General features: G+C 36.4%; 24 protein-coding genes and 1 tRNA gene. 17 read left to right on the plus strand and 8 right to left on the minus strand.

The features are described from left to right. Window positions 1-22 precede the first annotated feature (22 nt). Window positions 23-94 (minus strand) — tRNA-Val (locus ACYQZV_RS01195). Window positions 95-210: 116 nt separating this feature from the next. On the opposite strand from ACYQZV_RS01195, the gene ACYQZV_RS01200 reads away from it, so the two are divergent. Both ACYQZV_RS01200 and ACYQZV_RS01205 read left to right on the plus strand, forming a co-directional pair. Then, entirely contained in the window at window positions 211-1,434 is a 1,224-nt protein-coding gene (locus ACYQZV_RS01200; RefSeq protein ID WP_459892359.1) for an MFS transporter, read from the plus strand. Continuing rightward, entirely contained in the window at window positions 1,356-1,778 is a 423-nt protein-coding gene (locus tag ACYQZV_RS01205) for a hypothetical protein (RefSeq protein WP_459892361.1), read from the plus strand. The genes ACYQZV_RS01200 and ACYQZV_RS01205 overlap by 79 nt, the downstream gene beginning before the upstream one ends. Before the next feature lie 2 nt (window positions 1,779-1,780). Here the strand turns inward: ACYQZV_RS01205 and ACYQZV_RS01210 are convergent, their stop codons facing one another. Further along, window positions 1,781-2,308 (minus strand): phosphate-starvation-inducible PsiE family protein, encoded by a 528-nt coding sequence (locus ACYQZV_RS01210; RefSeq protein ID WP_459892363.1) that lies wholly within the window; start codon window positions 2,306-2,308, stop codon window positions 1,781-1,783. 82 nt (window positions 2,309-2,390) lie between these two features. Here ACYQZV_RS01210 and fbp point away from each other — a divergent pair, with 82 nt between their 5' ends. From fbp to ACYQZV_RS01245, 7 genes are all read left to right on the plus strand, one after another. After that, window positions 2,391-3,536 carry a fructose-1,6-bisphosphate aldolase/phosphatase gene (fbp, locus tag ACYQZV_RS01215; protein ID WP_459892365.1) on the plus strand — a complete coding sequence of 382 codons (1,146 nt, stop codon included), beginning with the start codon at window positions 2,391-2,393 and terminating at the stop codon, window positions 3,534-3,536. 18 nt (window positions 3,537-3,554) lie between these two features. Continuing rightward, entirely contained in the window at window positions 3,555-5,522 is a 1,968-nt protein-coding gene (locus tag ACYQZV_RS01220) for an aconitate hydratase (protein ID WP_459892367.1), read from the plus strand. A 3-nt stretch (window positions 5,523-5,525) separates the two neighbouring features. Beyond that, complete coding sequence (locus ACYQZV_RS01225) at window positions 5,526-6,524, plus strand: malate dehydrogenase (protein WP_459892369.1); 999 nt, start codon at window positions 5,526-5,528, stop codon at window positions 6,522-6,524. Next, window positions 6,521-7,399: a tyrosine-type recombinase/integrase gene (locus tag ACYQZV_RS01230; protein ID WP_459892372.1), complete on the plus strand. Its 879-nt coding sequence runs from the start codon at window positions 6,521-6,523 to the stop codon at window positions 7,397-7,399. The genes ACYQZV_RS01225 and ACYQZV_RS01230 overlap by 4 nt, the downstream gene beginning before the upstream one ends. Window positions 7,400-7,426: 27 nt before the next feature. Next, entirely contained in the window at window positions 7,427-8,500 is a 1,074-nt protein-coding gene (locus tag ACYQZV_RS01235; RefSeq protein ID WP_459892374.1) for a type IV pilus twitching motility protein PilT, read from the plus strand. Beyond that, complete coding sequence (locus ACYQZV_RS01240) at window positions 8,501-8,644, plus strand: hypothetical protein (RefSeq protein WP_459892375.1); 144 nt, start codon at window positions 8,501-8,503, stop codon at window positions 8,642-8,644. Between the two features lie 66 nt (window positions 8,645-8,710). Continuing rightward, on the plus strand, window positions 8,711-9,313 hold the full coding sequence (locus tag ACYQZV_RS01245) for a peroxiredoxin (protein WP_459892377.1): 603 nt from the start codon (window positions 8,711-8,713) through the stop codon (window positions 9,311-9,313). 46 nt (window positions 9,314-9,359) lie between these two features. Here the strand turns inward: ACYQZV_RS01245 and ACYQZV_RS01250 are convergent, their stop codons facing one another. Genes ACYQZV_RS01250 through ACYQZV_RS01265 form a run of 4 tightly spaced genes read right to left on the minus strand, consistent with a single transcriptional unit; the run spans window position 9,360 to window position 12,029 of the window. Then, window positions 9,360-10,220, minus strand: coding sequence for a helical membrane plugin domain-containing protein (locus tag ACYQZV_RS01250; protein WP_459892379.1), 861 nt, complete (start codon window positions 10,218-10,220; stop codon window positions 9,360-9,362). Window positions 10,221-10,232: 12 nt separating this feature from the next. Next, window positions 10,233-11,378 (minus strand): NAD(P)/FAD-dependent oxidoreductase, encoded by a 1,146-nt coding sequence (locus ACYQZV_RS01255; protein ID WP_459892381.1) that lies wholly within the window; start codon window positions 11,376-11,378, stop codon window positions 10,233-10,235. Window positions 11,379-11,392: 14 nt separating this feature from the next. Next, complete coding sequence (locus tag ACYQZV_RS01260; protein ID WP_459892383.1) at window positions 11,393-11,620, minus strand: sulfurtransferase TusA family protein; 228 nt, start codon at window positions 11,618-11,620, stop codon at window positions 11,393-11,395. Window positions 11,621-11,630: 10 nt separating this feature from the next. Then, complete coding sequence (locus ACYQZV_RS01265) at window positions 11,631-12,029, minus strand: DsrE/DsrF/DrsH-like family protein (protein WP_459892385.1); 399 nt, start codon at window positions 12,027-12,029, stop codon at window positions 11,631-11,633. A gap of 164 nt (window positions 12,030-12,193) precedes the next feature. On the opposite strand from ACYQZV_RS01265, the gene thrB reads away from it, so the two are divergent. The 8 genes from thrB (at window position 12,194) to ACYQZV_RS01305 (ending at window position 20,270) form a co-directional block, all read left to right on the plus strand. Next, a complete protein-coding gene (gene thrB, locus ACYQZV_RS01270; RefSeq protein WP_459892387.1) occupies window positions 12,194-13,081 on the plus strand; it encodes a homoserine kinase in 888 nt (295 codons plus the stop codon). Beyond that, entirely contained in the window at window positions 13,069-14,055 is a 987-nt protein-coding gene (gene mtnA / locus ACYQZV_RS01275) for an S-methyl-5-thioribose-1-phosphate isomerase (RefSeq protein ID WP_459892389.1), read from the plus strand. The genes thrB and mtnA overlap by 13 nt, the downstream gene beginning before the upstream one ends. Window positions 14,056-14,058: 3 nt before the next feature. After that, window positions 14,059-15,033 carry a gluconeogenesis factor YvcK family protein gene (locus tag ACYQZV_RS01280; protein WP_459892391.1) on the plus strand — a complete coding sequence of 325 codons (975 nt, stop codon included), beginning with the start codon at window positions 14,059-14,061 and terminating at the stop codon, window positions 15,031-15,033. After that, window positions 15,020-16,555 carry an L-aspartate oxidase gene (gene nadB / locus ACYQZV_RS01285; protein WP_459892393.1) on the plus strand — a complete coding sequence of 512 codons (1,536 nt, stop codon included), beginning with the start codon at window positions 15,020-15,022 and terminating at the stop codon, window positions 16,553-16,555. Before ACYQZV_RS01280 ends, nadB begins: the two co-directional genes overlap by 14 nt. A gap of 90 nt (window positions 16,556-16,645) precedes the next feature. Beyond that, window positions 16,646-17,761, plus strand: a complete 1,116-nt coding sequence (locus ACYQZV_RS01290; protein ID WP_459892395.1) for a radical SAM protein — start codon at window positions 16,646-16,648, stop codon at window positions 17,759-17,761. An 82-nt stretch (window positions 17,762-17,843) separates the two neighbouring features. Beyond that, the gene (locus tag ACYQZV_RS01295) at window positions 17,844-18,866 is read left to right on the plus strand and encodes a flagellar basal body P-ring protein FlgI (RefSeq protein ID WP_459892397.1); all 1,023 of its coding nucleotides are present in this window, start codon (window positions 17,844-17,846) and stop codon (window positions 18,864-18,866) included. An 11-nt stretch (window positions 18,867-18,877) separates the two neighbouring features. After that, entirely contained in the window at window positions 18,878-19,240 is a 363-nt protein-coding gene (locus ACYQZV_RS01300) for a rod-binding protein (RefSeq protein ID WP_459892399.1), read from the plus strand. Further along, complete coding sequence (locus ACYQZV_RS01305; protein WP_459892401.1) at window positions 19,227-20,270, plus strand: DnaJ C-terminal domain-containing protein; 1,044 nt, start codon at window positions 19,227-19,229, stop codon at window positions 20,268-20,270. Before ACYQZV_RS01300 ends, ACYQZV_RS01305 begins: the two co-directional genes overlap by 14 nt. Here ACYQZV_RS01305 and ACYQZV_RS01310 read toward each other — a convergent pair whose 3' ends face one another. Together ACYQZV_RS01310 and murC are read right to left on the minus strand one after the other, a co-directional pair. Further along, window positions 20,271-21,044 (minus strand): glycosyltransferase family 2 protein, encoded by a 774-nt coding sequence (locus ACYQZV_RS01310; RefSeq protein WP_459892403.1) that lies wholly within the window; start codon window positions 21,042-21,044, stop codon window positions 20,271-20,273. Beyond that, window positions 21,025-22,374 carry a UDP-N-acetylmuramate--L-alanine ligase gene (murC, locus tag ACYQZV_RS01315; protein WP_459892405.1) on the minus strand — a complete coding sequence of 450 codons (1,350 nt, stop codon included), beginning with the start codon at window positions 22,372-22,374 and terminating at the stop codon, window positions 21,025-21,027. Before murC ends, ACYQZV_RS01310 begins: the two co-directional genes overlap by 20 nt. Window positions 22,375-22,411 lie beyond the last annotated feature (37 nt).

Below are 22,411 nucleotides of genomic sequence, written 5' to 3' on the forward strand. Positions count from 1 at the left end.
CCCCTTTTTGTATTAGTTAAAATAGGTGAGACAGGGGTCGAACCTGCGACCTACGCCTTGTAAGGGCGTCGCTCTCCCACTGAGCTACTCACCTTAACAATGTATTTATATAATAACATAAAATAAAAAAAATTGCAAAAGTTTTTATCAGTGGATGAGCCCTATCACTTATTATAAATTTTTTATATTCTCAATATATAATAATTGAATATGAAAGGGTTTACTAAAGAAGAGAGAAAATCGGTTTTAGGCATAACGTTCGCCATATCCGTTAGGATGCTTGGGCTTTTCTTGCTTTTACCAGTATTATCACCTTACGCTAAAAGTTTGCCAGGCTCTACCCCTATGCTTGTTGGATTAGCTTTTGGAACTTACGGTTTTGCTCAAGCTTTTTTACAGATACCTTTTGGATACTTATCAGACAAATATGGAAGAAAGCCAATAATTACCATAGGTATGCTAACTTATGTGCTTGGTAGCTTCTGGGCTGGATTTGCCCATACCGCTATAGAACTTGTTTTAGCTAGATTTCTTCAAGGCTTTGGCGCTGTATCTTCAGCACTTTCATCTTTAGCAGCGGACCTCACCAGAGAAGAGGTAAGAACTCAAGCCTTTGCCCATATAGGTGCTGCTATAGGCATGGTCTTCGCCTTTTCCATAGTAGTAGCTCCAATTATGGCTCACTACCTCGGTGTACCTATGATGTTTTATATTACAGGTATATTATCTTTTATAGCTATGCTTTATATCCTGCTTTTCATAAAAGAACCAAAAGTCCACGCAAAAGATAGAGAGATACACCCTTCATTAAAAAATATCATAGCTCTTATGAAGGATAAAAATCAGATTATGCTAAATACATCTGTAACTATAGCCCATTACTTTTTAGTATCTATTTTTACAGTAGTGCCGATTTATTTCATAAAACACAACTTCCCAAAATCTCATCATTGGATAGTATATTTACCTACGGTATTTGTTGCTCTTGTTATAATGGTACCAGCCACTATAATAGCTGAAAGAAAGGCAAAAATGAAGGAAGTTTTCCTAACAGCTATCTTTATGCTAATATTGGGTTTTATATCATTTTTTGTATTCAAAGGGATAATAGCAGGTACTCTTCTCATACTTTTCTTCTTTATAGGATTCTTCTTACTAGAACCCATTATGCCATCTCTTCTAACAAAATTGACCCATAAAGATTTAAGAGGGCTTTCCATGGGTTTTTACAACATGAATCAATTTGTTGGGGCTTTCTTAGGTGGTGTTTTTGGTGGTATCTTTCTTACAAGCCCAAAAACCATGCCAATAGTAGACATTGTCATAGCTTCATTTTGGCTTATATTAACTTATAAATGGTTAAGCTCTACAAAGATACCAAGAAGTTCAAAAGAGTTAGAAGAGGAATTTATAGAGCCGCCTGGGCTTTACTAATAGGATTTTCAATATTGCTGTATTCTTGCTCTAGCGCTACAAACAATTATAGCTATTATATATCTTCTAAAGTTAATTCCTTGGTAGGAGCAAACCTAAGCACATTGATAGAAGAGTTTGGCCCACCTTCAAGCGTTATTAAGCTAAAAGATGGGTCTAGAATATTTAGTTATGTTTTCGTAAGAAGATACATATATCCCTCAACTTGCACCGGATATTCATACTATTTTGGTACAGTAGATTGTTTTCCACCCGAGGTAGAAGAAAGGAAATTTTATGCAAACTTCTGGGTAGACAAAAACGATAAAATTTATAAAGCCGAGTTCTCTAACAATAAATTTTAAAATTAACCCTCTTCTATAGGTTCTGGTTTTGCAATATATTTTTTACCTTTTTTATAAACCTTTAAACGTTTGTAATACCCTTTTCTCAAATCTTTTACGAAGAAATATTTCGGCACATAATACATGAGTGCTAAAACAGAAAGCAAAATACTTATACCAATATAATCGTCTATATGCATATAAGGTGCTCTTATGAGAAGCTCTCTCAACACAGCTATAATAGTAGTTTTAATAATAAGAGCTGTATCAAGGCGTCTTTCTTTTAGATAGACTATCATAAGCCTAAAAAGCTCCGCTAATATAAAAAGGTATGTAAACTTTGGAAGTATCTTAGAGAAAGAATATTTATCGTATATCATATATTCTGCTATATCTAATATAGCTAGGATACTCAAGTAAAAAAGTAACAACGTAAGAGACACTATAATAGCATCCTCAAAAAATTCAAATAAATCACCTAGTTTGTCGTGGAGCTTATGGGGTTCTAACAATGATTTATAGGTTTTATATATAGGTTTTAAGTTTTTCATATAAAATTATTATAATAAATTCCACTATTAAATTAAGAAAATATATTAAAATATATGTAATAAACCTTTAAGGAGGAAAGCCATGAAAATAACACTAAGCGTTATCAAAGCAGATATTGGAGGATACGTGGGTCATTCATGTACCCATCCCGAGGTTGTAAAAGTCACAGAAGATTATGTAAGAAAGTTTGTTGGAAGCCTAATAATAGATCTTAAAGTGCTTACTTGCGGTGATGATATAGCCCTTGTCATGACCCATCAGCATGGTGTCGATAGCGAAAAAGTGCATAAGCTAGCCTGGGATGCTTTTAGCGCAGGCACAGAGGTTGCTAAAAAACTGAAGCTTTACGGAGCAGGTCAAGATTTGTTAACAGACGCTTTTAGTGGAAATATCAAAGGTCTAGGACCAGGCGTAGCAGAGATGGAGTTTGAGGAAAGACCATCTGAACCAGTTATAGTATACTTTGCCGATAAAACATCACCCAGCGCTTGGAACTTGGCTCTTTATGAAATGTTTGCAAGTCCAATGAACACAGCAGGTCTTGTTATAGACCCCAAAATGCATGAAGGTTTTACATTTACAGTATTAGATGTTTACACTGGAAAAGCCGTAAAACTAAATACGCCTTCAGAGCTTTACGACCTTTTAGCCCTTATAAGTTCAGCATCAAAATACGTTGTAAAGGAAGTACATAGAAACATAGACGGTGAAATAGCAGCAGTAGCATCTATACAAAAACTATCTTTGATAGCAGGTCAATACGTAGGAAAAGACGACCCAGTTATGATAGTGCGTACTCAAAGCGGTTTTCCAGCAGTAGGAGAGGCGTTGGAACCTTTTGCAAGACCATGGATAGTAGAAGGCTGGATGAGGGGTTCTCACAATGGACCAATTATGCCGGTTGGCTTTGAAGATGCCACACCATCAAGATTTGATGGACCACCAAGAGTTATAGCGGCAGGTTTTCAAATTGCGAACGGTATGTTGATAGGCCCAAGAGATATGTTTAAAGATAAAGCGTATGATTATGCTAGAAAAGTAGCTTCTGATATTGCAAACATATTAAGAAGACAAGGCATATTTGAACCTCATAGACTCCCCAGCGAAGAAATGGAATATACCACCTTACCAAAGGTAATAGAAAAGCTTAGCCCAAGATTTTTTGATGTAGACAGCAACGTAAGCGCTGACAAATCAAATATGCTAAGCAAAGAAGATATGGATTAAGGAGGATATCGTTAGGATATGGCAAAAGGTACGGTAGCTTATAAAATATTAGAAAATCACTTAGTAAGTGGAAAGCTAATACCCGGCGAAGAGATAGCTATAAAAATAGACCAGACGTTGACCCAAGACGCTACAGGCACAATGGCTTATCTGCAGTTTGAAGCAATGGGCGTAGATAGAGCAAAAACAGAGCTTTCTGTTAGCTATATAGACCACAATATGCTTCAAACGGACTTCAAAAATCCAGATGACCATAAGTATTTGATAAGTGTAGCAAAAAGATATGGTCTTTATTTATCAAAACCCGGCAACGGCATATGCCATCAAGTGCATTTGGAAAGGTTTGCTAAACCAGGCAAAACCCTCATAGGTTCTGATTCTCATACCCCTACTAGTGGGGCTGTGGGTATGATAGCGATAGGCGCAGGTGGCTTAGATGTGGCAGCGGCTATTGCTGGCGAACCGTTTACTCTTAAGATGCCAAAAATAGTGGGTGTAGAGCTATTGGGATCATTGCAAGAGTGGGTAAGCGCTAAAGATATAATTTTAGAGCTTTTAAGAAGGTTGACGGTAAAAGGTGGCGTAGGAAAGATATTTGAATATTTTGGCGAAGGCGTAAAGACACTCACAGTCCCAGAAAGAGCCACTATCACAAATATGGGAGCAGAGCTAGGTGCCACTACATCTATATTTCCATCGGACGAGCAAACAAAGTTATTCTTGAAAGCCCAAGGAAGGGAGTCAGATTTTATTGAACTCTTAGCTGATAAGGATGTAGAGTACGATGAGGTTATAACTATAAATTTATCTGAATTAGAGCCGTTGATAGCCTGCCCACACTCTCCTGATAATGTAAAAAAAGTAAGCGAGGTAGAAGGTATTCCTGTAGACCAAGTAGCAATAGGTTCATGCACCAACTCATCGTTTGCGGATTTATCAAGAGCTTCTATGTTGCTAAAAGGTCAAAAAGTAAACGATGATACCATATTTGCTGTGGCTCCGGGCTCAAAACAAGCCTTAGAATATGCCACCGAGACAGGTATACTGCTAGACTTTTTAAAAGCAGGAGCGAGGATTTTAGAAAGCGGATGCGGTCCTTGTATAGGTATGGGATATGCACCCCCTTCAAAAGGTGTTTCTGTAAGAAGCTTCAATAGAAATTTTGAAGGACGCTCTGGCACAAAGGATGCGCAGGTATATTTGGCTTCTCCAGAAGTTTGCACAGCTTCAGCTATAGCTGGAGTTATAAAAGATCCAAGAAAACTCGCCAAAGAAAGAAACATACAATACAAAAAAGTTGACATGCCAGAAAGATTTCCATATGGAGATGAAGCTATAATACCACCATTGCCAGAAGAAGAGGCTAAAAAGGTGGAAGTTTACAGGGGACCAAACATAAAACCTTTACCTGATTTTGACCCTTTCAAAGACAACGTAAAAGCCAAGGTAGCTATAAAGGTTACAGACAATATAACCACAGACCACATAATGCCAGCTGGAGCTCAGATATTGCCACTTCGTTCAAACATTTACGCTATATCAGAATATGTTTACTATTTGGTGGACCCAGAATTTGTAAAACGCACCAAACAAAACAAAGAAGAAGGATATGATAGCATCATAATAGGTGGAGAAAACTACGGACAAGGCTCTTCCAGAGAGCATGCCGCTTTAGCTCCGAGGTTTTTGGGCGTTAGAGCTGTTATAGCAAAATCCTTTGCAAGAATACACCACGCAAACTTGATAAACTTTGGCATAGCTCCTTTGGAGTTCATAAACAAAAATGATTACGACAAGTTTTCTCTAAACGATGAGATAGAGATATTAGACATTAGAAAATCTATAGAAGAAAATAAACCCGTGAAGATAAGAAATCTTACCACTGGAGAAGAAGTAGAGGCAACTTACAACCTGACTCCTAAACAAAAGGAAGTGCTTTTGGGTGGTGGGCTTTTAAGATATATAAAATCAAAAAATAGGAGATAAAGCATGGGGCACAAAAAAACAGTCTCTATAATAGGTGCTGGAAACGTAGGAGAGCATATAGCATCTCTTTTGGTATTAAAAGGTGCTGTAAATATACGTATGTTTGACTTGCCAAGAAAAGACGGTGAAAAGCTTTACGCTCACGTAAAAGGTAAGGCATTGGATATGTTGCAAATGGCCTGTGCCCTTGGGATAGATACTGATATACAAGGCTTTGTAGTAGACCAAGAGGGCAACGGCTACGAAGCTTTAGAAGGTTCCGATATAGTGGTGATAACAGCGGGATTTCCAAGAAAACCCGGTATGTCAAGAGATGATCTTCTTGGTATAAATATTTCTATTATGAACACGATAGCAACACAGATTAAAAAATATGCTAAAAGTTCGGTAGTGATAGTTGTCACGAATCCAGTAGATATAATGACATATTCAGTTTATAGGCTGCTTGGTTTTGACAAGAAGAAAGTGGTAGGAATGGCTGGTGTGCTTGATTCCTCAAGGTTTAGGACGTTTATATCCCTTGAGTTAAACGTATCCCCTAAAGATGTTCACGCTTATGTAATAGGCGGGCATGGCGACGAAATGGTACCTTTAGTAAGCGTTTCAAACGTAGGTGGTATACCAGTTTCAACGCTTATAGACGATAAAAAAATAAAAGAATTAGTAGAACGAACCAGATTTGGTGGTGGTGAGATTGTAGATTACATGGGGACGTCCGCCTACCACGCTCCCGCAGCCTCGGTAGTAGAAATGATAGAATCTATAGCTCTAAACGCTAAAAGAGTACTGACTTGCTCTGTACTTTTGGACGACGAAGCTTCAAATTATTATGAAGCTAAAAATCTTTGCGTCGGCGTTCCTGTGAAACTTAGCGAAGAGGGTGTAGAAAAAATAGTAAAAGTGCCGATGACAGATTACGAAAAAGAACTATGGAGAAAATCTGTAGCCTCTGTTAAAAAAAATATAGCCATAGCCGATGAATTTATAAGTAAGTATATATGAGGACAATAGATGCTTGGATTAAATATTTAGAGAGAACTAGAAGCTCTTTCACCAAAAATTCTTACATCAACAATATAAAAACTTTTTCAACTGTAATTTCTAAAAGCTTAGATACAGAGGAAGACTTAAAATGCATATCTTCCACGGATGTGTATAATTTCGTAGACCATTCGTCTTTATCCCCCCAAACTATGTTAGCTATACTAAGCGCTCTTAAGCACTATCTTAAATTTTCCTATAGAAGGAACATATTAAGCGAGGATATTTACAACGACATACTAAAAGCTATAGACGAAGTAAGAGAAGACTTAAATATGAAAAAACAAAAATATCCTCCAAAAGCCCTTTTAGAATCTGAAATAGAAAAGATACTTAAGGCAGTTAAAAATACAAAGTATTACAAAATATACAATCTTTTTCTAAACAGCGGTATAAGATTGATAGAATTCGAACGATTAAAACCAGACAATTTCTTTTTAGACAAATCCAACATACTGTGGATAAGGCTAGATGCCAATATGACAAAAAGGAATAAACCACGTATTACGCCTATAATAAGTTTTAATAAAGAAAAAACTATAGAAATAGGTCTTCAAATATACGAATGGACAAAAGATTTTGATGAAAATTTTAAAGTAAAAAGAGGTGTATTGCAAGTTTACACAGATAGACTATCTAAACGTTTGAATATCAGTTTTAGCATCCATAGCTTTAGACACACTTATATTACAAACTTAGTAAACTACGGATTTTCAGCAGAGATAGTCAAAGAGTTTGTTGGGCATTCTGATATTAAAACCACAATAGACACATATTACAAGTTTTCTCAGAAAAGAGCACAAGACTTGGTCAACAAACTATTTGGCAACAACTAAAATAAAGTTATAATATATAATAATATTATGCTTTTAGAAATATTGTCAAAGGCAAAAGAAAGTTCGGTATCAGATATCCATTTAAAAGTAGGATCAAAGCCGTTTTTTAGGGCTCATAAGCACCTTTACAAAGAGGAATCTTTACCGGCTATTACTGAAAACGATATGCAAACCATAGTAAAAGAGCTTACGCAAAAATATCCAAACAAGTTAAATGAATTTCAGGAAAAAGGTGAGATAGATATCTCTTATGAAACGGAGTTTTCAAGATATAGAGTAAACATATATAAACAAAAGGGTTATACCGCTATAGCCCTTAGAGTATTGTCAAACTTCATACCTCATCCAGAAGAAATAAACCTACCAAAAGTAATGCCAGATACTGTATTAAAATATTCAAAAGGTCTCATACTTGTCACTGGTCCAACAGGTAGCGGCAAATCTACAACGCTAGCATCTCTCATAGATAGAATAAACGAATCTTACGATAGGACTATTATAACAGTAGAAGACCCAATAGAGTATGTTTACAAAGACAAAAAATCTTATATAGTCCAAAGAGAAATAGGTCTTGACACTACTTCATTTCAAACAGGGTTAAGAGCTGCTCTAAGAGAAGACCCTGATGTTATACTGGTAGGTGAAATAAGAGATACAGAAACCGCCCTCATAGCTCTTCAAGCAGCAGAAACAGGGCACTTAGTGTTTTCGACCCTTCATACAATAGACGCCAAAGAAACCATAAACAGATTTATAGGTATGTTTCCTTTAGAAATGAGAGAGCAAATAAAAATCATGCTAGCCAGTGCTCTGGTGGCTATATTTAGTCAGCGGCTTTTGCCAAGAGCCGATAAGCCTGGCGTAATACCAGCGATAGAAATTTTATTAAACGTAGGCGCCACAAAAGATATACTGTTAGACCCAACAAGGTTAGATGAAATACCAGAGCTCCTAAGACGAAATAAAGCCGCTTACGGCACTCAAGATTTTGATACACATTTATTAGAACTTTACAACAAAGGACTTATATCTAAAGATGTAGCTCTTCTAAACGCCTCAAAACCTCAAGATATGTCCTTAAAAATGCAAGGCATTACGTAAATGATACAAAATTTATCTGGCAATTCTAAGCTTTTTCTTATCAATATAGTATGGGCTATTATGCTATTTCTTGGAATATTGGGTTTTGTTTTTGTTAAAAGCTTAAAAAAAGAAAACATTGAGAAAAAAGATGAATTTGATTAATATCATTGTTATCTAATTTAGAATAATTATTATTTAATATTAAATTTTATTTAGGAGGTAAGAAAGATGTCAGAACACGTTCATGTCGGTATGATGGTACCAGATTTCGAAATGGAAACCTACAATCCAAAGACTGGTTCTTTTGGAAAATTTAGCTTAGCAGAGGCTAAAGCTAGCAAGAAGTGGACAGTGCTATTTTTCTACCCAGCAGATTATACGTTTGTATGCCCTACAGAACTAGCAGACCTAAAAAGTATCCAAGACGAGCTTGAAAAAAACGGCGTTGAGCTAATTTCTGTAAGTACAGATACAAAATATGTACATCTAGCTTGGGCTAGAGATGAAAAGCTAATAGAGGGCATCAAGTTTCAAATGGGTGCAGATCCTACTGGTAAAGTTTCAAGGCTTTTCGCAGTATACGATGAAAATACAGGATTGGCTTTAAGAGGTACCTTTATCATAAACCCAGAAGGAAAACTAGTAGCTTCTGAAGTTAATTTCTACAACGTAGGTAGAAACGCCGAAGAACTCTTAAGAAAGATAAAAGCAAACATATACCTTATGAGCCATCCAGATGAAGCATGCCCAGCAAAGTGGCAAGAAGGTGCCAAAACCCTAAAGCCATCAGAAGCATTGGTAGGAAAAGTATACGAGGCGTTAAACTCTTAATACACATATTTGATAAGCCCCCATCGGGGGCTATCTTCAAGAATAATTAGCAATTTTGACATCCAGTAGCTTTAGCTAGACCTTGAGGCATATTTTTTATCAATGCCAACATAAACATGATACTTTGAAGTGTTTGAGGCTCTTTTAGTTCCTTTAAAACACCAAATATACTTGGTTTTTGTTCTTTTTGTGAAAACTCTTTAGTGGTTTGATTAATAGATTCAAGCAAATAACTACCTATACTTTGGGCTCTTAACGAAGCAAAATAATCTATTGTATCCACTACAATAGAAGCAACTCTTTCTAGCATAGAGTCAGAAAGGGCATTGCGTATAGTTACTAAGGCCTTTGCCGTATCTATAAGGGCTTCCATGGCACCATCTTTGGCTAAGGTGCTTAGCATAGGGATTATAGATTTTAGCTCTGCCATCCTTAGCTCATCGGTTAGCTCACCTAATTCAGCTACAAAAGACACAATCCTTTCTAGCATAGAATCTGTAAAAGCGTTATCCATAACCACCAAAGCATTTGAAAAGCCTATTATAGAATCTATAGATTTATTTAGGGTATCTGCATTTTTGGCTATTTTTTCTACCACTTCTATAAGTTGGGAGTTTGATATATAGTCTGTTAACTCTGCTATTTTAGACAAACTTACTACCAACCTTTCTATCATCGTATCTGAAAAAGCGTTGTTTAACGTGTTTATAGCCGATAAAAGCCCAAAAACAGAGTCTAAAGATGATTCCAAAATATCAGCGTTTTTAGATAACTTATCAATTACACTAAGAAGCTTAGAAGAGGCTATAGCATCTGAAATTTCAGCCAACGTAGACACACTACTTATGAGTCTTTCTACCATTGTATCGGTCATAGCATTTGTAGCTACATCCAAAACCTCTTCCATATCAAACCCTCCTTACAATACACCTCTTGCCGTAAGCCAGTACATACGGTTATAACCTAACTTCAACCAATGTATCATCTTAGAAGGTGGCATAGGGCTTGGTGGTGTAGTATAGTTAAAATGAATATAAGTACCCTTATCAAACCCGGTTTCTATAAAACACATAACTTTACCGTCATAGTCTCTGGCAGGATGTCCCTCTTTTATCTCAGCTATAAGGTTGTCTGCCACCACATCAGATTCAAAGTGAGCCGTAGAGCCTGCTTTTGAAATCGGTAAATTTGTAGTATCTCCTGCTACATACACATTTTCATATCCTTCATACTTTAGACTATACTTATTTGTAGGCACCCAACCGTCATTTGAAATACCAGAATCTATAATAGCTTGCGCCCCTCTATGGGGAGGTATAGTAATAAGCAAATCACACTCAACCGTAGAGCCTTCTGCACTATGAACAGCTATAGTACCATTGTGAGCTTCTACTTTTTCCATATTAAACAGCGTTTCGTACTTTATACCCCTTCTCTCAAACTCCGGCACACCCCACTGAGCTACGGGTTCTAATGTATGTATTCTGCCTATTGGGTATGTATAGTATATTTCTACCTTATCTCTTATGCCTTTCTTATTAAAGTAATCATCTAGCATAAAAGTAACCTCAAAAGGAGCCACTGGACACTTGTGAGGAACTCCCATGGTTATGGCAATACGACCTTTTTCAAATTTTCTAAGCTTTTCTCTTAGTTCTACAGCGCTTTCTAACGTATAAAACATATTTCCGTGTTCTTTAAGACCAGGTATGAGCTCTGGCATAGGTCTTGAGCCAGTAGCTATTACCAGATAATCGTATTTTAACTTTTTACCTTTTTCTGTGTGCACTTCACCAGCTTTTGGGTCTATACCCACCACTGTATCATGATGAAATATAATAGAAGGAGACAACAAGCTCCTTTGATCTCTCATTAATTCATCGGGTCTCATCTTATCAAAGAGTACATACAAAAATCCCGGCTGATAGACATGCTTATCGTCCTTGCTTACCACAGTGATTACAACCTCAGCCTTAGCAAGTTCTTCTTTTAGCCCTCTTGCTAAAAGGTTGGCAATTATAGTGCCAGCTACTCCACCGCCCACTATTACAACGTGCTTCGCCATATGCCTTACCTCCTTTATTTAAGCTTTTTTACAACTATGGACCAATATCCATCCTTTTCTTCTACACCAACCATTTCATGACCCACTTTCTTTACCCAATCTGGTATATCTTTTACTGACCCTTTATCTGTAGAAAGTACTTCTATAGTAGTACCCACAGGATTTGACTTTATGGCAGCTATAAGCTCCATCAAGGGTCCTGGACAAAAACTTCCTCTTGCATCAATTACTTTATCAGCCATCTAAACCTCCTTATACAAAAAGGATTTTTGCGTCTTCAGCCATATCAAGAAAGGCTGTTAAGCCCATAACATCATCAAACAAATCTTCTTCTAAGTCTTCCATACCCCACCCTAACACATCCATTGCCATTGAGCAAGCGTATATCTTTACATCCCCAAGCATCTTTATCTGTTTAAGGACGTTTATAAAGTTAGGAACATTTTTAGTCAACATAAGTTTTGAAAATTCGCCTTCTGGTATAATTTTATCTTTCAAGTCTTTACCTTTTTGAAAAGCCAAGATACCGTTCATTGATATGAAAAACAACACTTCACCGCCAACGGTAGCATGTATCGAAGCCATCATAGTAGCCAATTGAATTTTTTCGTGCACTTGGGTAGATATTACGAAGGCTAACTTATTGCTCATGTTTTACCTCCTTTAGTTAGAATTTTAATATGTAAGTTTTAACTATTCCATAGATATTATTTATACTAAGCAAAATTGATACTTATAAGCATATATAAGCATATACTAATATCATCAAGCGGATTCTTATTGAAAGCAAACCTCTTATATGTTAATATGTTTAGATGGATTTTAAGTTAAAAGTCCCGGCCTCTATGAGCAACTTAGGGGCTGGTTTTGACACATTTGGCTTGGCAGTTAACCTTTACAATATTTTTCATGTTAAAAGCTCTAACACATTCTCTATATCCTTTGAAGATTTAGATATAAAACCAGAGGAAAATCTTTTTTTAAAAGTTTACAGAAAATGTATAGAGGCTTTTAAAGAAAAAGAAATTCCAGTAGATATCACAATAAAAACCGAAATTCCTTTTTCAAGGGGATTAGGTAGTAGTAGCAGCGCTATAATAGGTGCTATAAAAATTTTTGACATTTTATACAAAAAGGAGCTCTCTTACGATGATATTTTTAAAATAGCTTACGAGTTTGAACCCCATCCGGACAACCTTGTACCAGCTTTGGTAGGTGGATTTAATGTATGTTTAAAAGATAATCACCACACGTTTTTTAACAAATTAGATTTTCCAGAAGAACTAAAAATATTGGCTATAATACCAGATGTAAAGATATCAACAGAAGAAGCGAGGAAAATACTTCCTCAAAAAATAGATATAAAAGATGCTGTTTACAACATACAAAGGTCAAATTTACTGCTTAGCTCTTTGATATTAAAACGTTTTGAGCTTTTAAAAGAAGCTATAAAAGATAAAATACACCAGCCTTATAGAAAAAGCTTAATACCATATTACGATGATGTAGAGAGTATAGCCTATGACAGCGGTGCTTTGGCTGTTTTTATAAGTGGTTCTGGGAGTACCATTGGAGTCTTTACGCTACAAAACGAATGCTTAATATGTAAAAGAGTATCTCTTTTTTTGAGTGCCAAAAACATCAAAAGCTCCTGTAAAATATTATCTGTGGATAAAGAAGGTGCTAAGATATGTCAGAGTTAAAGAGTTTTTTCTTTGAAAAAGATACGCTTTTCATACTTGATCAAAGAAAACTTCCTTTTGAGGAGGTGTATTTCGAGGCTAAAAATATAAAAGATGTGGCTTACGCTATAAAAGAGATGCTTGTAAGGGGAGCCCCTGCTATAGGTTGCGTAGCTGCTTATGGATTTATGATGGGTATAAAAAATGGGCTTAGCGTAGATGAGTCTTACGATATCTTATATCACACAAGGCCTACAGCTGTTAACTTGATATGGGCTTTAGATAGGATGAAAAAAGCTTACACCCAAGGGAAAGACCTTCTCGAAGAGGCTAAGAAAATAGAACAAGAGGATGTAGAAACAAATCTAAAAATGGCTAAACACGGGGCATCCTTAATAGCTGAAAAGTCAGTGGTTTTAACCCATTGCAACACAGGAGCTTTAGCCACAGCAGGGGTGGGGACAGCCCTTGGTATTATAAAAGAGCTTTATAGACAAGGAAAGATAGAGTATGTACTAGTGGATGAAACAAGACCTTACCTTCAAGGCGCAAGACTTACAGCTTTTGAGCTTTTAAAAGCCAATATACCTTACAAAATAATAGTAGACTCCTCAGCACCTTTTATTATATCAAAAGGCATCGTAAAAGCCGTTTTTGTGGGGGCCGATAGAATAGCATCAAACGGTGATACCGCCAACAAAATAGGTACTTTTATGCTTTCCTTGGCTTGCAAAGCTTACAATGTCCCCTTTTACGTAGCAGCGCCCACTTCCACCATAGATTTCAATGCAAAATCTTTTGAAGACATACCAATAGAAGAGCGCAAAAAAGAGGAGGTCCTAACGTGCAAGGGCATATTTGTGGCTCCAGAGAATTCTGATGCAGTAAACTACTCTTTTGATATAACACCAGCTCAAAACATAAGTGCTATAATAACAGAGAAAGGAGTTGCTTATTATCCTTACAAAGAAAGTTTGCAAAGGTTTAAGGAGTAACATATGAATATAGTAGCTATTGGAGGAGGCACTGGATTATCAAGTCTTTTATCTGGCCTTAAAAGGCTTGTAGGGAAAAGCGTAAACAACCTTTATGCTATAGTCACGGTGGCAGATAGTGGCGGAAGCACAGGTCAGCTAAGAAAGATATACAACATACCAGCGCCGGGGGATATAAGAAATTGCATAGTGGCCTTGTCAGAACACGAAGATGTAATGAAAAAGCTTTTTCAACATAGATTAAAAGGTGAAGGACTTGAAAATCATGCTTTTGGAAATCTTTTTCTTACCGCTCTTACAGAAATTACGGGTAGTTTTATAGAAGCTATCAAGCTTACTTCTAAAATCCTTGATACAAGAGGTAGTATCATACCTTCTACCACAGATAGTGTAAATCTTGTAGCTAAATTTAGCGACGGGGTTATAGTAAAAAACGAAGAAGATATCACAAACTATGGCAAACAGAAAAAAGCCCACATTGTAGACATCTGGATAGAACCAGAGAATCCCTTTGTACCTATAGAGGCCATAGCCGCCATAGAAAGTGCTGATTTTATAATCTTTGGACCAGGGAGTCTATATACTAGCATAATACCAAACCTTCTTATAAAGGAAATAAAAGAAAGCGTAAAGAATTCTCCAGCTAAAAAAATTTTTATATGCAACGTAATGACTCAGCCTGGGGAAACTGATGACTACAGCGCTTACGACCACGTAAACATGTTTAGGAAATTTACACAGATAGAATGCATAGACATAGCTATAGTAAACACCAAAATGCCACCAAACGATGTATTAAAAAAATATATAGCCACAGGGCAAGAGCCAGTAGTACCAGACGTGGCAAAAATATCCAAAGAAAATATAGATGTATACGCAGAAGACCTTATAAGCGAAAATATATCCTTTGTAAGACACGACCCTATAAAACTTACAAATTTATTGGAACAGCTTATAGGAAAATATGTATTATATTGAATTTGATACTGATTTTATACCAAACAAGGAAGCAAATATTTTGGTAATAGGAAGTGGCATAGCAGGGCTTTTTTGCGCTATCACTCTTAAAAACCTAAAACTAAACCCAATACTCATCACAAGGGGCATAGGAAATACCTATTACTCTCAAGGTGGTATAGCTGCTGTAGTGTCCAAAGAAGACTCCACGGCATGGCATGTATTAGATACTTTAAGAGCAGGCAGAAACTTAGGAGATGTAAAAAATATAGAGGTGCTTGCTCAAGAAGGACCAAACCGCATAGTGGATTTAGAGCTCTACGGTGTTAACTTTGACAAAAAAGAAGATGGAACATTCGAAACCACTATAGAAGGTGGGCATTCTTATAAGAGGGTTTTAAAAGTAAAAGATTATACCGGAAAAGCCATATACGAAGCTCTTTTCAAAAAAGCTAAAGAATTGGACATCAACATATTAGAAGGGGAGCTCTTGGAGATAATAACCCAAGATAACGCTTTGGTAGGCTGTATAGTAGAACAAAACAACGAGCTAGTATTCTGGAAATCAAGATTTTTAGTATTGGCTACTGGCGGGGCAGCCTCTATGTATTCTCACACATCCAATCCTCTCAAAACAAGGGCTGATGTTGTAGGAGTGGCACTAAGAAGAGGATTTTTGATAGAAAATCCTGAGTTTATACAGTTTCATCCAACAGTATTTAAAAATACTAACCTTCTAATATCAGAAGCCGTAAGAGGAGAAGGGGCTATTTTGGTAAATCAAAATAACGAACGTTTTGTAAACGAACTAGAACCGCGAGATGTGGTAGCAAGAGCTATATATAAACAGATATTAACAGGCAACGATGTATACCTTGATATGAGAAACTTAAAAGTGGATATAAAATCAAGATTTCCCACTATATACAACTTTCTAATGGAGCACAACGTTAACCCTTGTAAAGATTTGGTGCCTATAACACCAGCGGCTCACTATTATATAGGTGGTATAAGAACCGATGAAAACGGAGAAACTACAGTTGACGGGGTTTACGCTATAGGGGAAGTAGCTAGCACAAGAGTCCACGGAGCCAATAGGCTTGCTTCTAATTCACTTTTAGAGGGTGTTGTATTTGGATATAGAGCCGCTTATTCTATAGCTTTATCAAAAAGAGGTTTCAAGCTTTTAAAAGCCAAAAACCAAAGAAATAGTACAAAAGATATAGATTGCCAAGAGTATTTTGAAAATATAAAAGATATCATGTGGAAATACGCAGGACTTGAAAGAGATGAAGAGGGTCTTTCTTATGCTATTAGAAAAATAAAGGATATTATAAAGCTCTGCGCATTGGCAAAACCTAACAAAAAAAATAAAATCATATTTGACGTCGGTCTTTCCGCCTACGCTACACTACAAGGGGCTTTAAAGAGAAGAGAAAGCAGGGGCTGTCATTTTAGAAAAGATTTTCCTTACGAAAAAGATGAGTATAGATACAATACCAAAATATGCTTAGAGGATTCCTTAAGTGGCTTATTTGATTAACGTATTTTGCTTTTGCTATAAGAAAGTCTTATATCTATAGAAGGCTTATAACATTATAATTATATTGTTAGATTATATAGGAGGTTTTGTATGAACAAAGTCCTTTTGGATGCCTTAACCACCCAAAAAGAAAGTCCAGAATACCTTGAAATAAGCATGGCCGCCGCTATGACGCTTGGTTTGGTGCCAGGCACATTTTATAGAAATGCAAAGCTAAGCTGTATAAATACTCTTCTTACATATCCTTCTGGTTGCCATGCCAATTGTGCTTATTGTGGATTACAAAAAGCCAGAGAAGAAGAGTTCTCTAAAAGAAACTTTATAAGGGTAGAATGGCCTACGGTAAAATTGGACGACATATTAGAAAGGGCAAAAGAAGTTGGACACGTGGAAAGGCTATGTATAGCACAAATAACACATCCTCGTTCCATAAGAGACACCAAAGTGGTTTTGGAGAAGGTGTTACATGAGCTAGGAGACAAAATATTTGTATCGCTCCTTATAAACGCTACTGGCACAAGATACCAAGATATAGAAGATTACAAAAGATTAGGGGCAGATACTGTAACGGTAGCTCTTGATTGCGCAACACCAGAGCTTTTCGAAAAAATAAGAGGTAAACCTTTAAATAGCCCTCACAAATTTGATTACTTCTGGAAAGTGTTGGAATGGTCAGCCGAAGTAATGGGAGATGGCTTTGCAGGATGTCATTTAGTGGTAGGCTTAGGCGAAACAGAGCAAGAGATGATAGAGCGCATTCAAAAAGTCAGAGACTTAGGCGCTAGGACACACTTATTCTCTTTCTGGCCAGAAGAAGGCTCTTTGATGGAAAACGAAAAACCTTGTCCAGCCCCTCAATATAGAAGAGTCCAAATGGCAAGGTATATAATAGACAACGAATACGGCAGATATGAAGATATGAAGTTCAACGAAAAAGGTCAAGTTATAGATTTTGGTATAAAGAAAGAGCTCTTTGAAGAACTTTTCTACAGTGGAAAGCCTTTCATGACAGCAGGGTGCAGAGGTAAAACTACAGAAGTAGCTTGCAATAGACCATTTGGAGATAGCTCCCCCACAAACCTAAGAAGCTTTCCATTTCAACCCAACAAGTCAGATTTGAGTAGCATTAGAGAACAGATATTTGATTACGATATGGAAAGGGCATATCCCGATATATTGCATCCAAGCACTGGTAGATATTTTTAACTTGGTAAAAGCTAAAAACTTTGGAGGCTCTTATGCCTCCTTTTACATTGACTTATAAAGTTGTTTTTATAAATTTATCTCTATGAAGAAGGTATTATGGCTTTTAATACTAATTAACATATCTTTTGCAGTACGTATAAGGGATATAGTAACCTTTGAAGGCAACAGAAGTAACGTATTGATAGGATACGGCATAGTAAGTGGTTTAAATGGAACTGGCGATAGCAAAGCTACTATATTTACAGTAGATTCTTTGGTAAATGTACTTTCCAGAATGGGTATAAACTTTACACAAGCTCAAATCAACCAAATGACCACTAAAAATGTGGCTGCGGTAATGGTAACTGCCAAAGTCCCACCCTATGCAAAAGCTGGCACTCCTTTAAATGTAACGGTTTCATCTATCGGTGATGCTAAAAGCCTACAAGGTGGTGTGCTTTTGATGACTCCTTTAAAAGGACCAGATGGTAGAGTTTATGCCCTAGCCCAAGGGCAAATCATAGTCCCATCTACAGGAGGAAATGCTATAAATCAAAATTTAAACAGTGGATATATCCCGGATGGCGCAACTTTAGAAAGAAGCTTACCATTTACTATGCCAAAAAATTACATAGATTTATACTTAAACTATCCCAGTTTTAATACAGCCAACGCTATACAAGACGCTATAAACAATAAATTTGGATATGGAACAGCAGTAGCCATTGACAGCGATACAGTAAGAGTGAAGTTACCTCCTTACAACGCTGTTGATTTTCTATCTATGATAGGCGATTTAAACGTCCATGTCCACAACCCCTCTAAAATTATCATAGATAGTAGAACAGGCACAATAGTAATGGGGGGAGATATAAGGATATCTCCTGTAGCTGTGGCTTCTGGCAATATATCAGTAGAAGTAAGACAAGCTCCAGCAAATCCCCAACAAGCAAATAAAACCACGAAAAAGGGTAAAAAATACAGCATATTCTTTGTAAAAGCTCCAACACTAAGACAGTTGGTTAGCTCTTTGAACAGCGTAGGTGCTACACCCACAGATATAATTAATATCATACAAGCTATGGCAGCTCAAGGTGCCATCCACGCAAAAGTAGAGGTAGAATAAAGGAGTAGGTTATGTCAGATTTTAAACCAAACTATATCAACCCAAACTACTTACTTCCGCCAGATAACTTCACAAATGAATTTTCACACCTAAACAACAAAGAGAAGATAAAAAAAGCTTCAGAACAGTTTGAAGCATTTTTTTTAGAAGAGATTTTAAAAGAAGCCTATAAAACTTTCAACACTTCTGACGATTTTCAAGAAAATACCTATCAGGATATGTTTTTTCAAAATATCGCAAAGGTGCTAAGCGAAGCTGGTGGTGTTGGATTTGGTAAATTTATAGAAAAAGCGGTAGAGCAAGAAATAAAAGACCAGCATCAAACCAACTTGTTAAACCAAGAAAAGGGCAATAAAATAAATGGCGAAGCTTAAAGACTATTATGCTATATTAGGCATAAGAAAAGATGCCTCAGAACAAGAGATAAAAGCAGCCTATAGAAAGCTTGCTAAAGAATACCATCCTGATGTAAACAAAGACTACGAAGAGCTTTTTAAAGAGATTAACGAAGCCTATAGTGTTCTAAGCGATAAAGAAAAAAGAGAAGAATACGACAATCTTCTTATAAACCCAGATGAAAATAAAATAAGAAACTTTACAGAATATATCCAAGAATTTATAAACTCTATATTTAACGGTGAAAAAGAACAAAAGCCTAAAAAAGGTGAGGATATAAGGCTAAAACTGTTTCTTAGTATAGAAGAGGCTTACCTTGGCACCTCAAAGGAGATAGAATACGAAAAATGGATACCTTGTCCAGAATGCAATGCAAAAGGTTATATAGGAGAACCAGACAAAGTAAAATGTGAGGCTTGTGAAGGAACAGGGAAAAGGGTAAGCGGCATATTTTCTTTTCCAAGGCCTTGCTCGGTTTGTAGAGGAAAAGGATACATCATTAAAAACACGTGCAGTACATGTCTTGGTAGGAAAAGAATAGCTAAAAAATCGAAGCTAATAGTCCAAATACCACCTCAGACCAACGATGGCGATATACTAAAAGTAGTTGGTAAAGGACATGCTGGTTTTGGTAATAGAGAACCAGGCGATCTATATCTAAGGGTGTTTATTCAGGAGCATGAGATTTACAAAAAAGTTGGTAACGACATACATGTTGAACTCCCTATTAGCTATGCAGATGCCGTCTTAGGAGCAAACATCAAGTTTAAATGGATAGATGGGAAAGATTTGGATGTTTTTATACAACCAGGTGCCGAGTGCGGCTCTCAAAAAGTATTGCCTGGGCTTGGCTTTCACAACGGCAACCTTATCTTTCACATTAAAATCCAAATACCAAAACAACTGTCAAAAAGACAACAAAAACTAATAGAAGAACTAAGAAAATCAGAAAACGAAGAGCAAAACAAATCTATAATAGGTATAGTGAAAAACATATTGCAAAGATAACTATTTCCAAAGCTCTTTCTCTTTTGATTTATAACACTCGTACAAAAAAGCGTATTTCATAAATACATAAAACATACCAGAAAAAGCTATTATAAGTCCTTTTATACCCTCTTTGTATCCAGCTTTTAATATAAAAAATTTAAAGAATATCCAAAGCGGGTTTATTATAAGGTTGTAAAAATGAAAAGGCTTGTTTTTCTTGCAAAGTATATCAGCGCTGATCTTCGCATACTTTAACGTCCTTTCAAACTGGTCTTTTAGACTTTTAAAAGAATAATGATTTATATAACCATTTAGCTCATATGTTTTATTGCTACTACATACTACTGTTTCGTGTAGCTCACCACTATATTTACAAACATCTTTTTTAAAAACCCTTATTAGCTTTTCTTCGCCCCATACATGTTTTAAAAAATCGCCCATATAAAAAGTCCTTCTTTTTACTATGCCTACCTCGTAAAAAGAATTGAGAAACTCCTTCAAAGAGTTTTTAAGCTCTAAAGTAAGCTCTTCATCCGCATCTAGCACAAAAACAATATCGTTTTTGGTCTTTGATATACCAAAATTTACCTGTAAAGGGTAGTCGGTCCATTCGTTGAATATTACGTTGACACCTAGAGACTTGGCAATCTCCACAGTTTTATCTTCTGAACCAGAGTCTATTACAAGTATTTCATCCGCCACATCTTTTATGCTGTTTATAGCCCGTCCTATATTTTTTTCTTCGTTTTTTGTGAGTATAATAAAAGATATTTTACGAGCTGACAAACTCATGAGACCATTTTCCTATGGATCCCGCTCCCATAAACACAATAACACTATCCTTTAGAGACGATAGTCTATCAAAAAGCTCTTCTTTAGAAGTGATGTAAATACAGTCATTTTTGGATACTTTTTCAACCATGTCCAAAGAAGAAATACCAAAAGTATTTTCCTCAGAAGCTCCATATATATCCATTAAAAACACTTTATCTAACTTCTTAAAAAGCTCCACAAACTCATCTATGAGATAATAAGTCCTAGAATACCTATGTGGTTGGAAAACCACCACTATGTCTTTATCGCTGTGCTTTAGTTTCAAAGCCTCATATACGCTTTTTATCTCTGTAGGATGATGTCCGTAATCGTCGTAAATAAGATTTCCGTTTTTTTCACCTATAAACTCTATTCTTCTTTTGGCATTTTTAAAACTTTTTAAAGCTTCTCTTATAATAGGCTGCTCTATCTCCATGAGCGTTGAAACCGCTATCGCACCAAGGGCATTGTAGACGTTGTGAATACCTGGTATATGAAGCTCTATCGTGTTTAATTTGATACCCTTGTAGTATACGTCAAAAGCTGTAGGTATTTGCGATACCCTTATGTTTTTTGCCTGAAAATCCCCAGACTCTATTCCATAGGTTAAAACCTTTTTATGGATTTTAGAGACAATAGATTTTACCCCAGCGTCATCTATATTTATAACAGATGCACCGTAGAAAGGTACGTTGTTTATAAATTGTGTAAAAGCCTCTTTTATATCTTCATAATCTTTGTAATATCCAATGTGTTCTTTGTCTATATTTGTTACCACGTTGATAACAGAGTTTAGTTTTAAAAAAGAACCATCCGATTCATCAGCTTCTGATATCAAAATCTCACTTCGCCCAAGCACAGCGTTTGAACCAAATGTTTGCAATATGCCACCTATCAATACAGTGGGGTCCAAACCAGCCACATGTGATATGTGGGATATCATGGATGTTGTGGTAGTCTTACCATGAGAGCCAGATATGGCTATACCTTCCTTCATTCTAAAAAGGTCTGCAAGCATATCTCCTCTTGATATCACAGGAAGACCAAGTTCCTTGGCTTTTAAGAGCTCCTCATTGGCATTGGATATAGCCGAAGAATATACCACTACCTCTTTCCCAATAACGTTTTTAGGATCATGACCTATGTATATTTCAGCACCTTTTCCTCTCAACTCCTCTATAACATCGTTTTCTCTCACATCAGACCCAGATACCTCATAACCCATATCAATAAGTATTTTGGCTATACCACTCATCCCGATACCACCAATGCCTATAAAATGAAATTTCCTAAATTTTTCCCTAAACATGATGGTAATTATTATAACATCTACAATCCTTCACATA

This window comes from Hydrogenobaculum acidophilum (genome assembly GCF_054656715.1).